The following is a 17,673-nucleotide window of genomic DNA, read 5'->3' on the forward strand; positions in this document are numbered from 1 at the left end:
CGCATCTCGGGTGTCGAACGCAAGTTGGGTGCGCGCATCTCGGGTGTCGAACGCAAGTTGGGTGCGCGCATCTCGGGTGTCGAACGCAGGTTGGGTGCGCGCATCTCAGGTGTCGAACGCACGTTGGGTGCGAGCATGTCGCGTGTCGAGCGCAAGCTCAATCAGCTCGTCGACACGCAGAAACGGCCGCGCCGCCGTGGTCCTCCCAAAGCACGGAAGTAGCGCGTGACCACTGGGGCCGAGGCCGACCGACGCGTGACGTGTCCGACTTACGCGCGGCCGTCGTAGCGCGCACCTGTCGTAGGATGAGCCACCGAGTACTGTCCGCGCTTCTCGAAATAGTCCCGGGTTATGGCGCGCACGGTGCCCAAGAGGAGCAGCATTCCCATCAGATTCGGAAACGCCATGAAGCCGTTCAGCAGGGTGCCGACGGCCCACACCACGGGGACCGAAATAACGGCGCCGACCATGATGAGCGCGGTGAAGAGGGCACGATAGAGCAGCACCATCTTCGAGCCAAAAAGGAACTCGAAGCACTTCTCGCCGTAGTAGCTCCAGCCAATCAGCGTCGAGAACCCGAAGAGAAACGAGCTGAGCGCCACGATGAGCGACGCGCCTGGGATGGTCGTGCTCAGTGCCGCGGCCGTGAGATCGCCGCTCGCACCCTGATACGCGACATCGGTCCAGAGTCCTGATGACAGGATGACGAAGGCGGTCATCGAGCAGACGACGATCGTGTCCGTGAAGACTTCGAAGACGCCGACGAGCCCCTGTTCCGCGGGGTGCTTGACGTTAGCGACCCCATGCACGATTGGTGCGCTGCCCAGGCCTGCTTCATTCGAGAGCACGCCGCGGCTGACCCCGGCAGCGATGGCCTGCGCGACCGATGCGCCGGCGAACCCGCCCACGGCCGCCGTCGGCGTGAATGCCTCCGCGAAGATCAGCCCCAAGACGTGCGGTAGCTGGCCCGCGTTCAAGACGATGTAGACCAGCCCAGTGAGGACGTAGATGACGATCATGAGCGGCACGATCCGCTCGGCCGTGGCCGCGATGCGCTTGATGCCTCCGAGCAGCACCAGCCCAACGGATACCGTGATGAGAATGCCGGGTACCCAGAGCGGCACCTCCACGCCGAGTGTTCTAGCGGCCTCGACGAACGTTCGTGCGACGGTGTTCGATTGGGCCATGTTCCCGGTGCCGGCGAGGCAGGTCACCGACCCGAACGCCGCGAATAGATACGCGAAGACCCGTCCCAGGCCGGGATTCGCGCTGCCACGCATGATGTAGTACATCGGGCCGCTCGCGAGCTCGCCCGTCTCGCGCGTCACACGGTAGTGCACGCTCAGCACCGCCTCGGCGTACTTCGTGGCCATTCCGACCGCCGCACACGCCCACATCCAGAACACCGCGCCCGGGCCGCCGATCAGGATGGCGGTGGCGACGCCGCCGATGTTGCCGTTGCCCACCGTCGCCGCGAGCGCCGTCGAGAGCGCCTGGAACGATGTGATCGCCGCCCCGGAATCGGCCTCTCGATGTAAGAGGCCGCCGAGCGCCATCCGAAACGCAATGGGGAAGCGGCGGATCTGCACGAACCCGGTCATCACCGTCAATAGCCCGCCAACGATCACGAGCACCAGCGGCATGGCAAACGGTTGCCAAACCTGGCCATCGATCGCCAGGATGCGGTCGGTCAGTGTGGAAACATCCATCTATCGCTCCCTACGCGCGTCGCTTCGGCGGGGTCAGCCAATGAGCGCGCGGACCGTGAAGAAGATGATCACGAAGATCGCGACGGGGCACACGTAGCGGATGATGGCGCCCCAGAGATGCGGCTGAGGAAACCAGGCATGCTCGGCGAGCAGCTCCGAGAGGGCGCCCTCGACCCGCCAGACGTAGCCGACGAAGATGGCCGTCAGGAAACCACCGATCGGCAGCGAAAAGTTGTTCCAGATCGTGGCCATCAACGTGAGGAAGTCCAAACCGAGGCCCGGTAATTGGGTGAAGAACCCAACAGCGCCGTTCCCGAGCGCGGAGGGCAGTGCCAGGACGGCCGTGACCACCGTCACCGTCAGCACCGCCTTGCGGCGGGACCAGCGGTGCTGGTCGATCAAGTGGGCCACGGGAACCTCGAGCAGCGAGATTGCCGAGGTGAGCGCGGCCATGAAGAGGAGGACGAAGAAGGCGGCGCCGAAGAGCTGCCCTCCAGGCAGGGTCGCGAAGAGCCGCGGCAGCACCTCGAAGATCAAGCTCGGTCCGCTCGTCCGGGGATCGAAGCCTGCGATGGAGAAGCCCGCCGGAAAAATGACGAAGCCGGCCAACAACGCGATCGTCGTATCGATCGCCGCGATCCAGAGCGCCGACGCCCCAATGCTCTCGCGCTTCGAGAGGTAACTGCCGTAGGTGATGAGCGTCCCCATGCCAAGGCTGAGTGAGAAGAAGGCTTGGCCCAGAGCGGCGTTGAACACCCGGATGTCGGCGATGCTGCTGAAGTCCGGTCGGAGGTAGTAGGCCAGTCCGTCGGCGGCTCCAGGCAGCGTCACCGCACGAATGGCGAGCAGCACGAGCAGGCCGAAAAGCAGCGGCATGAGCGCTCGGCTCGCGCGCTCGATACCGCCGCGCACACCGCCGAGGATGATGGCGGCCGTCATGCCAAGCGTGACCAGGGTCAGGCATACGTTGAGCGGGGCGTTGGCCGCAAAGGCCTTGAAGAAGCCGCCAATCGCCTCCGGACTGTTGCCAACGCTGCCCGCCGCCGCGAACCAGATGTAGGCAAGCGTCCACCCAGCGACCACGACGTAGAAGGACAGAATGCCGACGCCGGTGATGGTGCCGAGCGCCCCCACGAGCCACCAGCGCGTGCTCGGACTAATGGTGCGAAAGGCACCGACCGGTGCACGCTGGGCGCGCCGGCCAATGGCGAATTCCGCGATCTGGATTGGGACGCAAATCAAGAAGACACAGGCCAGGTAGATCAGGACGAAGGCGGCGCCGCCACCCTGGCCCACCTGAATCGGAAAGCCCCAGATGTTGCCGAGGCCGACCGCCGACCCTGCGGTCGCGAGGATGAACCCGAGCCGGCCGCTCCACATGCCTCGATCCGATGACACTGCCATAGCGCTCCTGTCCACAATGCGCGACTGGTGGGCGGCGGCATTCTACGTGAATGTGACGCCTGACCCCAAGTGCAAAACGGACGCCACCGGGGCGAGGCCGGCCGACCACGTCCGGCGATCGCTCGTCCATCTTCGTGCTAAGGTAGCCGTCGATTCATGAGACAGGTCTCTTCGGGTTGCGCCTTCCCCCCTCATTACGTATGACGTGCAGTGACGTATCAAATGGAGAAACCCGAGTTAGAGTGCTGTTTGGAGATCGCTGAATGACCTCATTGTCCAACAGCGCCCGGCTCCTGGATGGTGCCGGCGTGGCTCGACAGATTCGGGAAGAGCTGACGCCGAGGGTCGCGGCATTCACGGCGCGCTTCGGCCGCGCGCCGGGGCTCGGCATCGTACTGGTGGGTGAGGATCCGGCTTCGCAAATCTACGTGCGCAACAAGGCACGCGCCGGGGGAGAGGCCGGGTTTTGGATCGACCTGCATGCGCTTCCTGCCGCCACCTCCCTGGGCGATGTGCTCGCGCTCGTGGAAAGCCTCAATCGTAGCGAGCGCCACGATGGGATCCTGGTCCAATCACCGCTGCCGGAGGCCATGGGGGAGGGCGCGGCACGCCGCGTGTTCGACACCATCGATCCCGCAAAGGATGTGGATGGATTCAGCGCCGAGAGCGTTGGGCGGCTCGTCCAGAATCGGCCCGGCCTTCGCTCATGCACGCCTGCAGGCATCATGGAGCTGCTCGACCGCTACGGTATCGACCCCGCAGGACATCACGCCGTGGTCATTGGCAGAAGCGACATCGTGGGCAAGCCAATGGCGCTGATGCTGTTGCATCGCCACGCCACCGTCACGATTTGCCATTCCCGGACGCCGGATCTCGCCGATACCGCCGCACGTGCCGACATCCTCGTCGCGGCAATTGGGCGTGCGGGATTCGTCACGCCGGGGTTCGTCAAGCCGGGCGCCACCGTCGTGGACGTCGGCATGAACCGGCTGAGCGACGAAGCCGACGTCCGACGGTTCTTTGGTGAGGGCTCGCCAAGGGTTGCTGACCTTGCGCGCAAAGGCTCGGTTCTCATCGGCGACGTGCATCCGGGGGTGGCGCAGGTCGCCGGGGCGCTCACGCCGGTGCCGGGCGGTGTCGGTCCGCTGACCGTCGCGATGCTCATGAAGAACACGCTCGCGGCAGGCGAGGCGCGGGCTGCCAGCGGTCGTCGCGCAGGTCCTTAGCCCTGGCCAATACCGGTTCGGGATTCATCGAGTCGCGGGTCGAAGACGACCTTGATCCCTTGACCTTGCCGCAGATTGGCAAAGACCTGCTCCCATTCGGTGAGAGGGACCACCGATGACACGAGCGGCTCGAGCGCAAGCTTCCGATCCAGGACGAGCGTCAGCGCCCGGCTCCAGGAGCGCGGCGTGGAGGCAAAGCCCGAGGAGACAATGAGCTCCTTCTGGAAGATGTGGTCCAGGGGAACACAGACATCCTTGCCGAACACGCCGATCTGAACGTAGCGACCGCCGCGGCTGGCAGCCTGCAGACAGGTTGCGGCTCCTCCCGCGGCCCCTGAGCACTCGACGACAACGTCCGCGCCTGGCTCGGCAGCATGCCCAACAGTGAAGCCGAGCCTATCCGCTACCTCGAGGCGCCTTTCATCTCGGGGTAGACCGATCACCTGCACCGACCCGCCGAGCGCCCGCGCGACCTGTGCCGCCAGCAGCCCAACGGGCCCCGGACCGGTCACCAGGACCTGGTCGCCAGCCGTCACGGCGGGTGGATCGCACAGGCATTGGCACACGCACGCCAGCGGCTCGATCAGCACGGCGGCGTGCTCGTCGAGCCATCCCGGAATCCTGTGCAGATTCTTCACTGGCAGCAGCGCGCGCGGGGCAAAGCCGCCATCGACGACCGAGCCGATCGATTGTCGCTCTGGGCAGAGATTGATTCGACCGGCCCGACACCACTGACAGGCGCCGCAGGTGGAATAGTAGGTTTCAGTGACGACGGCGGCACCGAGCCAGTCAGGGGGCACATCAGGACCGACCTCGACCACGACGGCCGACAGCTCGTGGCCCATGGTCACCGGTGGCACGCTCCGGAACTCACCCGCCTCGATGTGCAGGTCCGTGCCGCACACGCCGGCTCCGTGTACTTCCACCAGCACTTCGCCTGGCCCAGGAGCCCGTTCGGGGCGTTCTGCGATCGCAACGTGACCCGGTCCAGGGGCGAGCTTCGTCAGACCCTTCATGCTGTCACCTTCATCGCCCCTCGACTCCGCTCGGGGCGCCCTGAGCTTGCCGAAGGGGCGTCACACCTCCGACGTTCCGGATGCCGCGGCCTTGCCTCTGAACCTCACTCTCGCTCCTTGTCCCTCGCCCCTTGTTTTAAGCCCCTTCCGCTCGCAGCGCCTCGACCACGGCGGCGACCTGGCGATTGGTCTCCTCGAATGGGACGGCGGTGTGGACGACGAAGTCGGCGCCCGCCTCCTTCTGATCGATTGGCCATTGGGTGGCGAGACGTTGCTCGGCCTCCTCGCGACTCAGATGGTCTCGCGTCATCATCCGTTCGATTTGGACATCTCGCGGACAGGAGGTCACCACGATCCGGTGGAACTCGTTCTCGTGGCCTGTCTCGAAGAGGAGCGGGATGTCAGCGACCCCCAGGCGTGCGCCGTCTTGGTCCAGGTGTGCGAACGCCGCATCGATGGCCCGGTAGACCGCGGGGTGAATGATCTGTTCGAGATCGCGGCGCGCCCCCTCGTTGCTGAAGATCTGCTGCCCGAGGCGCCCACGATCGAGGGTGCCGTCGGGCCTCAGGAGCTCGCGACCAAATCGTTCCACGATCGCGGCGAGGCCCGGCGTGCCCGGCCGAACGACCTCCCGAGCCAGGACGTCGGCGTCGATCGTGGCGAGACCGTGTGTCGCGAACAGGCGCAGCACGTAGCTCTTGCCACTGGCGATTCCACCGGTGAGCGCCACACGTAACATCGGTTCTACGTGGCGATCTCGTCTCGCTCCTTGGCGGGGGACAATCGATCTTCCACGAAGGAGTTCCACTCATGACAGTGCGGGCATCGCCAGAGGAGCTCGTCGCTCCGGTAGCGGCAGCGCACACAGATATGCGGGTCACGGTAGAACACCGCGTCCTGACTCTGTTCCATGTAGCTCTTCACCCGTGTCCGGTCGAGACCGAGCTGCATGAGTGTCTCCCAGACGGCTTGATGGACGCCGAGCGCGTGCGGATTGTTGCGGAGCGCCGCCAGCAAGACCTCGAAGGCCGCCGAGGGTGCCCCGTGCGCGGCGAGGTGCCGGCCCAGCGCGACACGCGCGCGCCAGTCCTGCGGCTGCGTTTGCATGAGCCGCCGGCAGAGTGTCTCGAATTGATGGGGGGCGCCGCCGGCAGTATACGCCGCCGAGAGGCGGTCGAAGGCCAGGTACGCTCGGTCAGGCGCCGCCTCGATCAGGCGCTCCCATATGGCCACCGCGGCAGCGACCTGCCCCTGTCGATGGTAGACGTCGCCGAGATGGAGGTACGTCGGCAGAACGCCAGGCGCCCGCTCAATCGCCTTCTCGAACCACTGGATGGCTTCGGTGAAGTCCCGTCGCCTCACTGCTTCGAGGCCGAGCTCGTTCTCGAGAAACGCTTGGATCTCCTGATGCCGATCCTCGGCGCCGCGCACCTCTTCCTGGACCAAGTGCTGACGAATGCGGTACGCCTCGTCCCACTGGCGCTGGTCCTCGTGCAGCCGCTGTAAGTTCAGCAAGGCGTGCTCGTTGCTCGGATCGAGGCGAAGGACCTCCGCAAATGCTTCGCGCGCCCGGTCGACGAAGCCAGCACGCCGGAAGTCGACGCCAAGGCACAGGAGTCCGTAGGTGTGCTCCAACTTCGTGAGCCGCGGGCGCTGGAGCACCTGCTGGTGAATCTCGATGGCCCTCCCGACCTGTCCCTTCTCGCGGTAGAGATTGCCGAGAATCATGTGAATCTCGGCCGCTTCGGTGTCGACGTGCGCCGCCTGGCCAAGCTCTTCGATGGCGTGGTCGATCTGATTGTTCGCAAGAAAGTTCAGCCCCTGGATGTAGTGCGGCGACTGGCGGGCCTTTCGACGGTCGATCCACCGGCCCTCGTGGAGCTTGTAGCGCTCCCATGCCTTGCCGGCCGCAAGACCTGCCAGGAGAGCAATCAAGGCGGACAACAACGGGATGTAGTCACCCATTGGTGGTCAGTTCTTGGTTCCTGGTCCTTGGTTCTTGGTCCCTGGTGCCCTTAAGTACGCTTCGGCGCTTCGGTACGCCAAGGCGCACCATGAACCAAGGACCAAGGACCCTTAAAACATCTCCGTCCGCCAGAGGTCGTGCAAGTGCAAAACGCCTTGGACCCGCTGGTGATCATCGGTCACGACGAGCGCGGTGATCTTCCGCTCCTCCAACAGCTTTAGCGCCTCCACCGCGAGCATGGCCGGGCGGATGGTGACAGGCGATCGCGTCATGACGGCTGCCGCCGTACGCTCGAGGATGTCCGGCGCACTGGCCATGTGCCGTCGCAGATCGCCGTCCGTGATGATGCCGACGAGTCGCTGCTGGTCGTCCTGCACGCAGACCATGCCGAGGCCCTTGCGCGATATCTCGTAAACGACATCGCGGACGGACGTCTCCGGCAGCACGTGCGGCACCTGATCACCAGTGTGCATCAGGCGCGCTACCCGCATGAGCCGCTTGGCCAACTGACCGCCTGGGTGCAGATTGGCGAAGTCTTCCGCGCGAAATCCCCGCCGAACGAGCACTACCATTGCCAGCGCGTCGCCGAGCGCCAAGGCAGCCGTTGTGCTGGCGGTGGGTGCCAAGTTCATTGGGCATGCCTCTTCATCCACGCCGCAGTCGAGCGTGGCGTCAGCCGACTGGCCAAGCGTGGACATCGGTGATCCGGTCATGACGATGAACCGGGCCCCGAGCCGGCGGACGGTCTCGAGGAGGCGAACGACCTCGTCCGTTTCGCCACTGTGTGACAACGCCACCATCACATCGTCGGCGCGAATGGCACCCAGATCGCCGTGGAAGGCCTCAGCGGAATGCAAATAAAACGCCGGCGTTCCGGTGCTCGCGAGCGTTGCCGCGATCTTGCGCCCGATGATTCCCGACTTCCCCATGCCTGTGACGATGACCCGTCCGCGGCAGTCGAGAATCAACTGTACTGCACGCTCGAACTGTGCGTTGAGACGGTCGACCAGACGCAGAATCGCATTCGCCTCCGTGCGGAGGACGCGCATGGCGAGCTCGAGATCGCTGGCGGCGCTGGTTGTCTGTGCCATGGCGTTGCGTTGCTCGCCTCGCGCCCTGTCGGGCTATCCTCCCTCGACGGCCTGCCGCACGCGCACCAGCCGTGCCAGGAGCGCGTCCAGCCGTTCGAGAGGAAGGGCGTTCTGCCCGTCGCTTGGCGCGCGAGATGGCTCTTCGTGGACCTCGACGAAGAGGCCGTCGACTCCTGCACCGACGCCAGCGCAGGCGAGCGGTTCGATGAACGCCGCCTCACCGCCCGAGGCGCCGCCGCCTGCGCCAGGCAGCTGCAGGCTGTGCGTCACATCGAAGACCACTGGTACTCCAAGCGAGCGCAGCAGCGGAAACGCTCGCATGTCGACGACCAAGTTGTGGTAGCCGAACGTCGTGCCGCGCTCGGTGACGAATACACGCGGGTTACCGTGCTGAGTCACCTTGGCCACGGGATGCTGCATATCGAGCGGAGCGAGGAACTGCCCCTTCTTGATATTCACGACGGCCCCTGTCTCGGCGGCTGCTACCAACAGGTCCGTCTGCCGACAAAGAAAGGCGGGAATCTGCAGCACGTCGGCGACCTCGGCCACACGCGGCGCCTGCCACGGCTCGTGGATGTCGGTGAGCACGGGCAGGCCAACCTCCGCCTTGATCCGCGCGAGCACGCGCAGCCCTTCTTCCAGGCCAGGACCCCGGAACGATCCGAGTGACGTGCGATTTGCCTTATCGAACGATGCTTTGAATATATAGGGGATGCCGTGAGCTCGAGCAGTGGAGGCCACGGTGCGGGCGATCGTCAGCGCGTGCTCCGCACTCTCGATGACGCACGGCCCCGCAATGAGCATGAGCGGAGCGCCTGCTCCCAATCGCAGCGAGCCAATCTCCACCGCCTTCACCGCGGTCATTATACGGTTCGAGGTTCGAGGTTCGAGGTTCAAGGTGGGAGGGTCAACCTCGAACCTCCAACCTCGACCCTCGAACCTTGACGGCTCGCAGAGCCGCGCTCTGGTTGCCGAGCGCCTCTTGCTTGTGCCGGTACGCCGCTTCGATGAAGCCGGCAAAGAGTGGGTGTGGCCGACGGGGCTTCGACTTGAACTCTGGATGGAACTGAACAGCGACGAACCATGGATGGCCGGGGAGCTCGATGATCTCGACGAACTTGCCGTCGAGCGAGCGCCCAACGATCTGGAGGCCGTGCGTTGTCAGCGCCTGCTCGTACAGACAATTGAACTCGTAGCGGTGCCGATGCCGTTCGTGAATCACGTCGGCGCCGTAGAGTCGCTGTGCGAGCGAACCCGGCTTGAGCTGGCACGCGTATGAGCCGAGTCGCATGGTTCCACCGAGGTCGTCGACGCCGAGCAGGTCCCGCAGCTTGTAGATGACCGGCGTGGCCGTGTCCGGAGCGCACTCGGTTGAATCAGCGTCCGTGAGGCCGCACACAGCCCGGGCGAACTCCACCGTACCCCATTGAAAGCCGTAACAGATGCCAAAGTACGGAATCTGACGGGTCCGCGCGATCTCGGCTGCCCGCATCATGCCACGGGTGCCACGTGCACCGAAGCCACCCGGCACCAAGATACCGTGCGCCTCGTCCAACAGACGCTCACCGCCCGGCGCCTCCAGCGCCTCCGCCTCAATCCAGCGGATATTGACATTGAGCCGACTGCGGAACCCGCCATGTGCAAGCGCTTCGTTCAGGCTCTTGTACGAATCCTCGAGCCCGATGTACTTGCCGACAACGTGGATCGTCATCTCATCGGTCGGATGCCGGACCCGGTCGACGAGATCCTCCCATTCGGCCATGCGTCGCTCGGTCTCGCGCAGCCCGAGCCGCTTGAGCACGATGCGATCCAGCCCCTCGGCCGCGAGCACCAGCGGGACCTCGTACACGCTCGAGACATCCTTGGCGGTGATGACGGCCTCCTCGTCCACGTCGCAGAACAAGGCAATCTTGCGTTTGATTTCTGGCGGCAGGAACCGATCGGTCCGGCAGAGAAGGATGTCCGGCTGAATACCAATCGACCGGAGATCACGGACACTGTGTTGTGTGGGCTTCGTCTTCAGCTCGCCGGCGGTGGAGACGTGCGGAACCAGAGTGAGGTGGATGTAGAGGGCGTTCTCCCGCCCAACGTCCTGCCGGAACTGGCGGATTGCTTCGAGGAAGGGCAAGCTCTCGATGTCACCAACCGTGCCGCCAATCTCGACGAGGACGAAGTCGACGCCCTCGGCGACCGCTTTGATGCAGTCCTTGATGGCGTTGGTGATGTGAGGAATGACCTGGACCGTGGCTCCCAGGTAATCACCCCGCCGCTCCTTCTGAATGACCGACAAATATACCTTCCCGGTCGTCCAGTTGTGGTTGCGTGTCGTCACCGTGCCCGTGAACCGTTCGTAGTGCCCCAGGTCCAGGTCCGTTTCGGTGCCATCGTCGGTGACGTAGACCTCACCGTGCTGATAGGGGCTCATCGTGCCAGGGTCAACATTGATATAGGGGTCGAACTTCTGGAGCGTGACCCGATAGCCGTGGCCTTCGAGCAGACACCCTATAGACGCGGCCGCCAAGCCTTTGCCGAGTGAGGAAACGACGCCGCCGGTAACGAAGATGTACTTGACAGGGCGGGCTTCAGGGCTCCGGGGAGTGGTCATAGTTTTCGGCGCCACGGTAACGGACGCCTCGGCGAGGCGTCCCTACCTTGATCTATGGTAGGGCGCGTTCGCCGAACGCGCCTGCCAGTTGTTGTCGAGCTCGTTCCAGATCCTCCACGGTGTCCACACCCGTGGAGTCCCAAGGGGTCTCCACGGTACCGATTGCATACCCGTGCTCCAGCGCCCGCAACTGCTCGAGCGACTCTGCTTGCTCGAGCGGCGTGGGTGGGAGCGACGCAAGTCTCAGTAGGACCTCACGCTGGTAGACGTACAAGCCAATGTGCTTGAACCATCCTACGAAATCGTCATCGGTTCGCCGCCGGAACGGGATGGGCGCACGCGAGAAGTAGAGGGCGTGACCGCGCCGGTCGACGACAACCTTCACGACATGGGGATTGCTCGGGTCTTCGCTGTCGGCGAACCGACACCGGAGTGTCGACATCGGGAGGTTAGGATCTGTCGCACAGGCTGCCACCGCCGCGTCGATCATCGCACCAGTGACGAGCGGCTCATCACCCTGGACGTTGACGATGAGATCGCATCGGAGCGAACGGGCGACTTCTGCCACGCGATCTGTACCGGTCTGATGTGCCGCAGAGGTCAGCGTCGCTTCACCGCCCACTGCCGTGAGCGCGCTCACGACCCGGGCGTCATCGGTCGCTACAATTACCCGATCAACGGAGGTTGCCGTGCACGCACGCTCGTACACGTGCACAATCATGGGCTTCCCATGAATGTCGGCGAGTGGCTTTCCAGGGAGACGCGTCGAGTGATATCGAGCAGGAACGACGACCGCGACCGTGGGGCGGGTGCTTTCAGCGGGCCACGAACGGTGCACATCGAATCATAGCACAAATTTAGCGAACCAGACGGCGCGTTCGGCGAACGCGCCCTACCTTCGCGGAGGGGCCGTTATCTCGCCGAGCCGGCCTGACTGTCTTCTGTTACGATCGTCCCGGACGAGCCTTCGATGAAAACCGCAGTGGCGGTGGTCCTGTGCAGCGTTGCCGTGGTGGCGGTTCTCTGGGCCACTGCCGCGCCGCGCGCGCCGTATCCACGCCCAATCGCGACGCAGCCGACGCCCAGAACCGAAGTCGAGCGCATGGCCGACGAGGTGAGCGGCCAGGTCGAGCGGCTGAGCGCACATTCCCGAACGGCCCCAGCCCCACACGCATCTCAGCGGAATCCGTTTCACTTTGCGCAACGAGAACCGCCGCCTGCCGCTCGACCCGAGCCAGGACCCGCGGCTTTGCCACCAGCTCCCAAGGCCACCCCGGCTGCCAAAACGCTGCAGCTCCGTTTGATTGGCGTGGCCGAGAAGGTGACCAGCGAGGGCGTCGAGAGGACCGCGATTATCTCGGGGGTGGGGCAGTTGTTCATGGTGAAGGCGGGCGATAGCGTCACCGCCCGCTATGTCGTGACGACCGTCGGTGCCGATGCCGTCGAACTGCGCGATACGGTGACGGATGCGGTGCGGCAGCTGGGACTGCCGTGACCGGGGTGACAAGGGGAGGGGGTGACAAGGTGAGGGGTAGTTCGATGCACTGGGGTGGAAGCGGGGCGACGCTTTTCAAATCGGTCGACGCTTTCCCATCGCTCGATGTGGGCCTAATATGCTGCGAGCCACCCGTTCACCTTGTCACCCGTTCACCTTGTCACCTCGTCACCCCTCACCCTAACCGCACCACCGTCGCTCTCCGCACTGCAGCAATCGCGCGTATCTCGGTCAGGACTGCGTCATCGACGCCAGCGGCGTCGCGCTCGTCGACCTTGACGATGCCAACGGCGCCGGCGCCTGTGCGGCCGAGGGCGAACGTCGCGATGTTGATGGCATGGCGACCGAGGCAGGTGCCAACCTCGCCTATGACGCCCGGCCGGTCCTGATTCTCAATCACGATGAGCGTGCCCTCGATCGGGGCTTCGACACCGACCCCGTTGAGGAGCACGATGCGCGGGCCGCCGTGCTCGAAGATCGTGCCCTCGAGCCACTGCTCCCCATCGCTCGTGTGAAGCTTCACCGACACGAGGCTCGTAAAGTCCCGGGCGCGTGTACTGCGCGTGTCGAGCACCTCGACGCCACGGTCGGCCGCGAGCGCGCGCGCGTTGACGAGAGTCACGGTGCCCGCGCTCAAGATGTGCCGGAAGACGCCAACGAGCACCGAACCGGTGATGAGCTCGCGTGGTCCTTCGGCCAATTGACCGTAATATCGGATGCCAACCTTTTGGATGGGGCCGGTGGCCAACTGCGCGGCGCAGATGCCCAGGCGCTCGGCGAGGGACATCCAGGGCTGCAGCTTCGCGAATTCTTCGGCTGGCACGGAGGGGAAGTTCACGGCGTTGCGTACGACGCCGTGCAACAAGTAATCGCGCACGCCTTCCGCCACGTCGAGGCCGACGAGCTCCTGCGCCTCCGAGGTGGACGCAGCAATGTGAGGCGTCGCGACCACCCGTGAGTGAGAGACGAGCTGCCAATCGCCTGGCGGTTCCTTTTCATACACATCGAGACCGGCGCCGCCAAGGTGGCCGCTCTCGAGCAGCTCGAGCAGCGCCGCTTCGTCGATCAGCTCACCGCGTGCCGTATTGATCAAGCAGGCCCCGGCCTTGCACCGCACGAGCTGTTCGCGACTGAACAGCCGGCGCGTCTCCTCGGTGACCGGCACGTGCAACGTGATGAAGTCGGCCTGCGAGCAGAGCTCGTCGAGTGCCAGTATGCGAACGCCCATATCGGCCGCGACGTGAGTCGGAATGAACGGATCGTATGCCACGACGCTCATGCCAAAGACGCGGGCACGGTGGGCAACTTCTTGACCGATCCGTCCCAAGCCGACGATGCCGAGGGTCTTGCCGCGGAGCTCCGCACCAAGCAGCGCTTTCTTTTCCCACCGGTGCTGCTTCATCGACCCATCGGCCACCGGCACGCGCCGGGCGAGCGACAACATGAGCGCGAAGACGTGCTCGGCGACGCTGACGCTGTTGACGCCTGGTGCGTTGGTCACCATGATGCCGCGCGTGCTCGCGACATCGAGATCGACGTTGTCGACGCCGGTGCCCGCACGCGCAACGATGCGCAGCGCTGGCGCGGCCTCTAGCAATTCGCGATCCACCTTGGTGGCGCTGCGCACCAGGAGCGCATCGGCAGTCGCCATGGCAGTGAGCAGTTCTGATCGGGCGCGGCCTGCGAGCGTGTCGACCGTCCAGCCGTCGACCGCGCGCAGGAGGTCGACGGCAGAAGCAGGAAGATTATCCGCAACGATAATTTTCATAATCGATCGTGAGTCTCGGGGAACGGCCGGCCACGTCAGCCGGCGCGAGCGGTTGGTCGTCCGAACGCGTCGGACGAAGACGTTGGGCCCCAGCTTGCGTCACCCAGCCTACAGTATAATGGCGCGCACTCGGGCGAGCGCCATGCGGCTCGTGATGAAGTAATCGCACCACCGTGGTGCAAAGTGAAGAATCATGCTAATTGGCCGGCAGATTCGGCGCGCGATGCTGCTGTTTTCAACAACCTTTTCCACAGTTTCTGTGAAGATCTCGTAACTGGGTCGGGGGGACGTGCCCTAAAATCGCGGCGTGCTGCACGTGTCCAGGTCCTTGCGTAGCGTATGCATCCTCAGCTCACACAACTGACACCACCGACGGACGGCGAGCCCATCACCTGGAAGAACGGTCAGCTCGTCGTGCCGGATCATCCAATCATTCCGTACATCAAAGGAGACGGCACCGGGCCGGACATCTGGCACGCCGCTGTGCGTGTCTTCGACGCGGCCGTGGCAAACGCCTACGGCGGCACGCGCGCCGTCGTGTGGTTCGAAGTGCCGGCAGGCGAGACCGCCAAGGCGCAGTATCAAGAGTGGTTGCCCTCCGACACGATCGAGGCCGTCCGCTACTTCAAGGTGGCGATCAAGGGACCGCTGACCACGCCGGTGGGCGGTGGCATCCGCAGTCTCAACGTCACCCTGCGACAGGTGCTCGACTTGTTCGCGTGCGTGCGGCCGGTGCGGTACTTCAAAGGGACGCCCACGCCCGTGACGCGGCCGGAGCTGATGGACGTCGTGATCTTTCGCGAGAACACCGAGGACGTCTACGCCGGCATCGAATGGGCAAAAGGCACGCCGCAAGCACAGCGCCTGATTGAATTCCTCGAGCGTGAGATGGGCAAGCGTGTGCGGCCCGACTCGGGGATTGGCATCAAACCGATCTCGGAGACCGGCAGCAAGCGACTCGTACGAAAAGCGATCCAGTACGCCATTCACAATCAGCGGAAGACGGTGACCTTGGTGCACAAGGGAAACATCATGAAGTTCACCGAGGGCGCGTTCCGCGACTGGGGCTATGAGGTCGCCAAGGCGGAGTTCCGCGACGCCATCGTGACCGAGGACGAGGTTACCGCTGGAGCGAGCCGAGAAGGCAAGATCCTCATAAACGATCGGATTGCTGACAGCGTATTCCAGCAGGTCCTCACACGCACGGCTGACTACGACGTGTTCGCCACGCCGAATCTCAACGGTGATTACCTGTCGGACGCGTGTGCCGCTCAGGTAGGCGGTCTCGGGATGGCGCCCGGGGCCAACATGAGCGACGACATCGCGTTCTTCGAGGCGACGCATGGTACCGCACCGAAGTATGCGGGGAAGGACGTCATCAACCCGAGCAGTGTGCTGCTCTCGGGTGAGATGATGCTGAAGCACCTGGGCTGGAGCGAGGCGGCGCAACTCATCACCAGCGCGCTCGAGCGAACGATCCAGCAGAAGCGGGTCACCTACGATCTGGCGCGTCAGATGGAAGGCGCGACCGAGCTCAAGACGTCGCAGTTCGCCGACGCCATCATCGAGAACATGTCATGAACCGCAAAGTGACAGTCGTAGGCGGCGCCGGCAACGTCGGTGCATCGGTCGCGCGCGCCCTAGCCACCAAGGCCCTCGCAGACGTCGTCATCCTCGACATCGCGGCGGAGAAGGCCAAGGGCATCGCGCTCGATGTGCTGCAGGCCTGCCCGATCGACGCCTCCGACGTGCGGCTGGTCGGCGGGGGCGTGGACGACTACGCCTTGAGCGCCGGCTCCGAGGTCGTGGTCATTACATCGGGCGTGCCGCGGAAGCCCGGCATGAGCCGTGACGATCTGCTGCAGGTCAACTACAAGATCATGCAGGCCGTCACGGCGGAGGTGGTCAAGCACTCGCCAGACTGCATCATCGTCCCGGTGGCGAACCCGCTGGACGCCATGTGCCAAGCCGTCTACCGGCTGAGCGGCTTCTCGCGCGAACGGGTCATCGGAATGGCTGGCGTGCTCGACTCCGCTCGCATGCGTACCTTCATTGCCATGGAGCTGAACGTCTCGGTGGAGAACGTACAAGCCTTCGTGCTGGGCGGCCATGGCGACACGATGGTGCCACTGCCACGATACTCGACTGTGGCGGGCGTGCCGATCACGGAGCTGTTGCCGCCGGATCGCGTCGAGGCCATCTGCAAGCGGACGGCGGACGGCGGCGCAGAGATCACGAAGCTCGTGGGCACGAGCGCCTGGTATGCACCAGGGGCGGCAGCCGCCGAGATGGTCGAGTGCATCCTCAAGGACAAGAAGAAGATCCATCCCTGCTCGGTGTTCCTACAGGGCGAGTACGGTATCAGCGACGTCTTCGTGGGTGTGCCCGTCAAGTTGGGCGCCCGAGGCGTCGAGCAGATCGTTCAGATCACGCTCACCGACGAAGAGCAGGCGGCACTCCAGAAATCGGCAGGCGCTGTCCGGGAGCTCGTTGCAGTGATTGGCGTGTAGGGCGGAGCACGAAGAAAACCATTGAATTTCTTCTTCGTGAACTTCGTGTTCTTCGTGGTTGATCCTTCGTGCCCTTCGTGGTTGCTAGCGCCCGAACAGGCTCGCCCAGGCGTACTGGCGGTTCATCCGCGCGATCGTCGAAAGCTTGATCTCTTTGGGGCAGACCGCCTCGCACTCTCCTTCGTTCGAGCAGCTGCCAAAGCCTTCCGTATCGGCGTGGTCGACCATCGCCACCACGCGCCGGTTCTGCTCGGGTTGGCCTTGTGGTAGCAGATTCAGATGGGTGATCTTGGCGGCGACGAAGAGCGCGGCTGCCGCGTTCTTGCATGCGGCAACACATGCGCCGCAGCCGATGCATTGCGCCGCATCCATCGCGCCCTCTGCAATGGGCTTTGGCACGGGAATCGCTTGCGCGTCCGCTGCTGCGCCGACGTTCACCGAGACATACCCGCCCGCCTGGATGATCCGGTCGAACGCCCCGCGATCGACCACTAAGTCCTTGACTACCGGAAACGCACGGGCGCGCCAGGGCTCGATCGTGATGGTTGCCCCATCCCGGAAGCGACGCATATGAAGCTGGCACACCGTCGTCGCGCGATCTGGACCGTGGGGCAGGCCATTCACGAGGAACCCACAGCTGCCGCAGATACCCTCGCGGCAGTCCGAGTCGAAGGCGATCGGGTCCTCGCCCCTTCGAATCAGCCCCTCGTTCACCTGGTCCAGCATCTCCAGGAACGACATGTGCGGTGAGACATCCTTGGCCACATACTCGGCGAAGTGGCCTGGTACGGTTGGGCCCGGCTGACGCCAGACCCGCAGCCTTACGGTCATTCTGCTCATGCGTTCAAGATCTCCCGCCCGCCTCGTCCTGATGCCTGATCCC

Annotated in this window: 15 protein-coding genes; 4 read left to right on the forward strand and 11 right to left on the reverse strand. The window is 64.5% G+C overall.

Translation table 11 applies throughout. The annotated features are described in order from the left end of the window. Positions 1-269 precede the first annotated feature (269 nt). Positions 270-1,709, reverse strand: coding sequence for an amino acid carrier protein (locus tag GEV06_15100; GenBank protein ID MPZ19220.1), 1,440 nt, complete (start codon positions 1,707-1,709; stop codon positions 270-272). 33 nt (positions 1,710-1,742) lie between these two features. After that, positions 1,743-3,113, reverse strand: coding sequence for a sodium-dependent transporter (locus tag GEV06_15105; protein ID MPZ19221.1), 1,371 nt, complete (start codon positions 3,111-3,113; stop codon positions 1,743-1,745). A 263-nt stretch (positions 3,114-3,376) separates the two neighbouring features. Between GEV06_15105 and GEV06_15110 the strand changes: the two genes are divergently transcribed. Then, the gene (locus GEV06_15110; protein ID MPZ19222.1) at positions 3,377-4,339 is read left to right on the forward strand and encodes a bifunctional methylenetetrahydrofolate dehydrogenase/methenyltetrahydrofolate cyclohydrolase; all 963 of its coding nucleotides are present in this window, start codon (positions 3,377-3,379) and stop codon (positions 4,337-4,339) included. On the opposite strand, the gene GEV06_15115 is transcribed toward GEV06_15110, so the two are convergent. The 7 genes from GEV06_15115 to kdsB all read right to left on the reverse strand — a co-directional run bounded on the left by GEV06_15115 (position 4,336) and on the right by kdsB (position 11,855). Further along, positions 4,336-5,355: an alcohol dehydrogenase catalytic domain-containing protein gene (locus GEV06_15115; GenBank protein ID MPZ19223.1), complete on the reverse strand. Its 1,020-nt coding sequence runs from the start codon at positions 5,353-5,355 to the stop codon at positions 4,336-4,338. The genes GEV06_15110 and GEV06_15115 overlap by 4 nt on opposite strands. A 136-nt stretch (positions 5,356-5,491) precedes the next feature. After that, complete coding sequence (locus GEV06_15120; protein ID MPZ19224.1) at positions 5,492-6,094, reverse strand: dephospho-CoA kinase; 603 nt, start codon at positions 6,092-6,094, stop codon at positions 5,492-5,494. 5 nt (positions 6,095-6,099) lie between these two features. Beyond that, positions 6,100-7,320: a tetratricopeptide repeat protein gene (locus tag GEV06_15125; protein MPZ19225.1), complete on the reverse strand. Its 1,221-nt coding sequence runs from the start codon at positions 7,318-7,320 to the stop codon at positions 6,100-6,102. Positions 7,321-7,431: 111 nt separating this feature from the next. Further along, positions 7,432-8,412, reverse strand: coding sequence for a KpsF/GutQ family sugar-phosphate isomerase (locus GEV06_15130; GenBank protein ID MPZ19226.1), 981 nt, complete (start codon positions 8,410-8,412; stop codon positions 7,432-7,434). Between the two features lie 33 nt (positions 8,413-8,445). Next, complete coding sequence (gene kdsA, locus GEV06_15135) at positions 8,446-9,276, reverse strand: 3-deoxy-8-phosphooctulonate synthase (GenBank protein MPZ19227.1); 831 nt, start codon at positions 9,274-9,276, stop codon at positions 8,446-8,448. Between the two features lie 43 nt (positions 9,277-9,319). Continuing rightward, entirely contained in the window at positions 9,320-11,017 is a 1,698-nt protein-coding gene (locus GEV06_15140) for a CTP synthase (GenBank protein ID MPZ19228.1), read from the reverse strand. 52 nt (positions 11,018-11,069) lie between these two features. Further along, positions 11,070-11,855: a 3-deoxy-manno-octulosonate cytidylyltransferase gene (gene kdsB, locus GEV06_15145; protein ID MPZ19229.1), complete on the reverse strand. Its 786-nt coding sequence runs from the start codon at positions 11,853-11,855 to the stop codon at positions 11,070-11,072. Positions 11,856-11,987: 132 nt separating this feature from the next. On the opposite strand from kdsB, the gene GEV06_15150 reads away from it, so the two are divergent. Next, positions 11,988-12,512 (forward strand): hypothetical protein, encoded by a 525-nt coding sequence (locus tag GEV06_15150; protein MPZ19230.1) that lies wholly within the window; start codon positions 11,988-11,990, stop codon positions 12,510-12,512. Between the two features lie 175 nt (positions 12,513-12,687). On the opposite strand, the gene GEV06_15155 is transcribed toward GEV06_15150, so the two are convergent. Beyond that, positions 12,688-14,280: a phosphoglycerate dehydrogenase gene (locus tag GEV06_15155; protein MPZ19231.1), complete on the reverse strand. Its 1,593-nt coding sequence runs from the start codon at positions 14,278-14,280 to the stop codon at positions 12,688-12,690. A gap of 339 nt (positions 14,281-14,619) precedes the next feature. Here GEV06_15155 and icd point away from each other — a divergent pair, with 339 nt between their 5' ends. Both icd and mdh read left to right on the forward strand, forming a co-directional pair. Beyond that, positions 14,620-15,861 carry an isocitrate dehydrogenase (NADP(+)) gene (icd, locus tag GEV06_15160; GenBank protein ID MPZ19232.1) on the forward strand — a complete coding sequence of 414 codons (1,242 nt, stop codon included), beginning with the start codon at positions 14,620-14,622 and terminating at the stop codon, positions 15,859-15,861. After that, positions 15,858-16,790 carry a malate dehydrogenase gene (gene mdh / locus GEV06_15165; GenBank protein MPZ19233.1) on the forward strand — a complete coding sequence of 311 codons (933 nt, stop codon included), beginning with the start codon at positions 15,858-15,860 and terminating at the stop codon, positions 16,788-16,790. Before icd ends, mdh begins: the two co-directional genes overlap by 4 nt. An 84-nt stretch (positions 16,791-16,874) precedes the next feature. Here mdh and GEV06_15170 read toward each other — a convergent pair whose 3' ends face one another. Beyond that, positions 16,875-17,621, reverse strand: a complete 747-nt coding sequence (locus tag GEV06_15170) for a succinate dehydrogenase/fumarate reductase iron-sulfur subunit (protein MPZ19234.1) — start codon at positions 17,619-17,621, stop codon at positions 16,875-16,877. Positions 17,622-17,673 lie beyond the last annotated feature (52 nt).

Origin of the sequence: Luteitalea sp. (genome assembly GCA_009377605.1) — a bacterium.
GTDB lineage: Bacteria > Acidobacteriota > Vicinamibacteria > Vicinamibacterales > Vicinamibacteraceae > WHTT01.

Coding starts and splice junctions, on each gene's coding strand:
- GEV06_15105 (MPZ19221.1), bottom strand. CDS start 3,113: ATGGCAGTGTCATCGGATCGAGGCATGTGGAGCGGCCGGCTCGGGTTC.
- GEV06_15100 (MPZ19220.1), bottom strand. CDS start 1,709: ATGGATGTTTCCACACTGACCGACCGCATCCTGGCGATCGATGGCCAG.
- GEV06_15110 (MPZ19222.1), top strand. CDS start 3,377: ATGACCTCATTGTCCAACAGCGCCCGGCTCCTGGATGGTGCCGGCGTG.
- GEV06_15125 (MPZ19225.1), bottom strand. CDS start 7,320: ATGGGTGACTACATCCCGTTGTTGTCCGCCTTGATTGCTCTCCTGGCA.
- kdsA (MPZ19227.1), bottom strand. CDS start 9,276: ATGACCGCGGTGAAGGCGGTGGAGATTGGCTCGCTGCGATTGGGAGCA.
- GEV06_15155 (MPZ19231.1), bottom strand. CDS start 14,280: ATGAAAATTATCGTTGCGGATAATCTTCCTGCTTCTGCCGTCGACCTC.
- GEV06_15130 (MPZ19226.1), bottom strand. CDS start 8,412: ATGGCACAGACAACCAGCGCCGCCAGCGATCTCGAGCTCGCCATGCGC.
- GEV06_15120 (MPZ19224.1), bottom strand. CDS start 6,094: ATGTTACGTGTGGCGCTCACCGGTGGAATCGCCAGTGGCAAGAGCTAC.
- GEV06_15140 (MPZ19228.1), bottom strand. CDS start 11,017: ATGACCACTCCCCGGAGCCCTGAAGCCCGCCCTGTCAAGTACATCTTC.
- mdh (MPZ19233.1), top strand. CDS start 15,858: ATGAACCGCAAAGTGACAGTCGTAGGCGGCGCCGGCAACGTCGGTGCA.
- GEV06_15170 (MPZ19234.1), bottom strand. CDS start 17,621: ATGACCGTAAGGCTGCGGGTCTGGCGTCAGCCGGGCCCAACCGTACCA.
- GEV06_15150 (MPZ19230.1), top strand. CDS start 11,988: ATGAAAACCGCAGTGGCGGTGGTCCTGTGCAGCGTTGCCGTGGTGGCG.
- icd (MPZ19232.1), top strand. CDS start 14,620: ATGCATCCTCAGCTCACACAACTGACACCACCGACGGACGGCGAGCCC.
- GEV06_15115 (MPZ19223.1), bottom strand. CDS start 5,355: ATGAAGGGTCTGACGAAGCTCGCCCCTGGACCGGGTCACGTTGCGATC.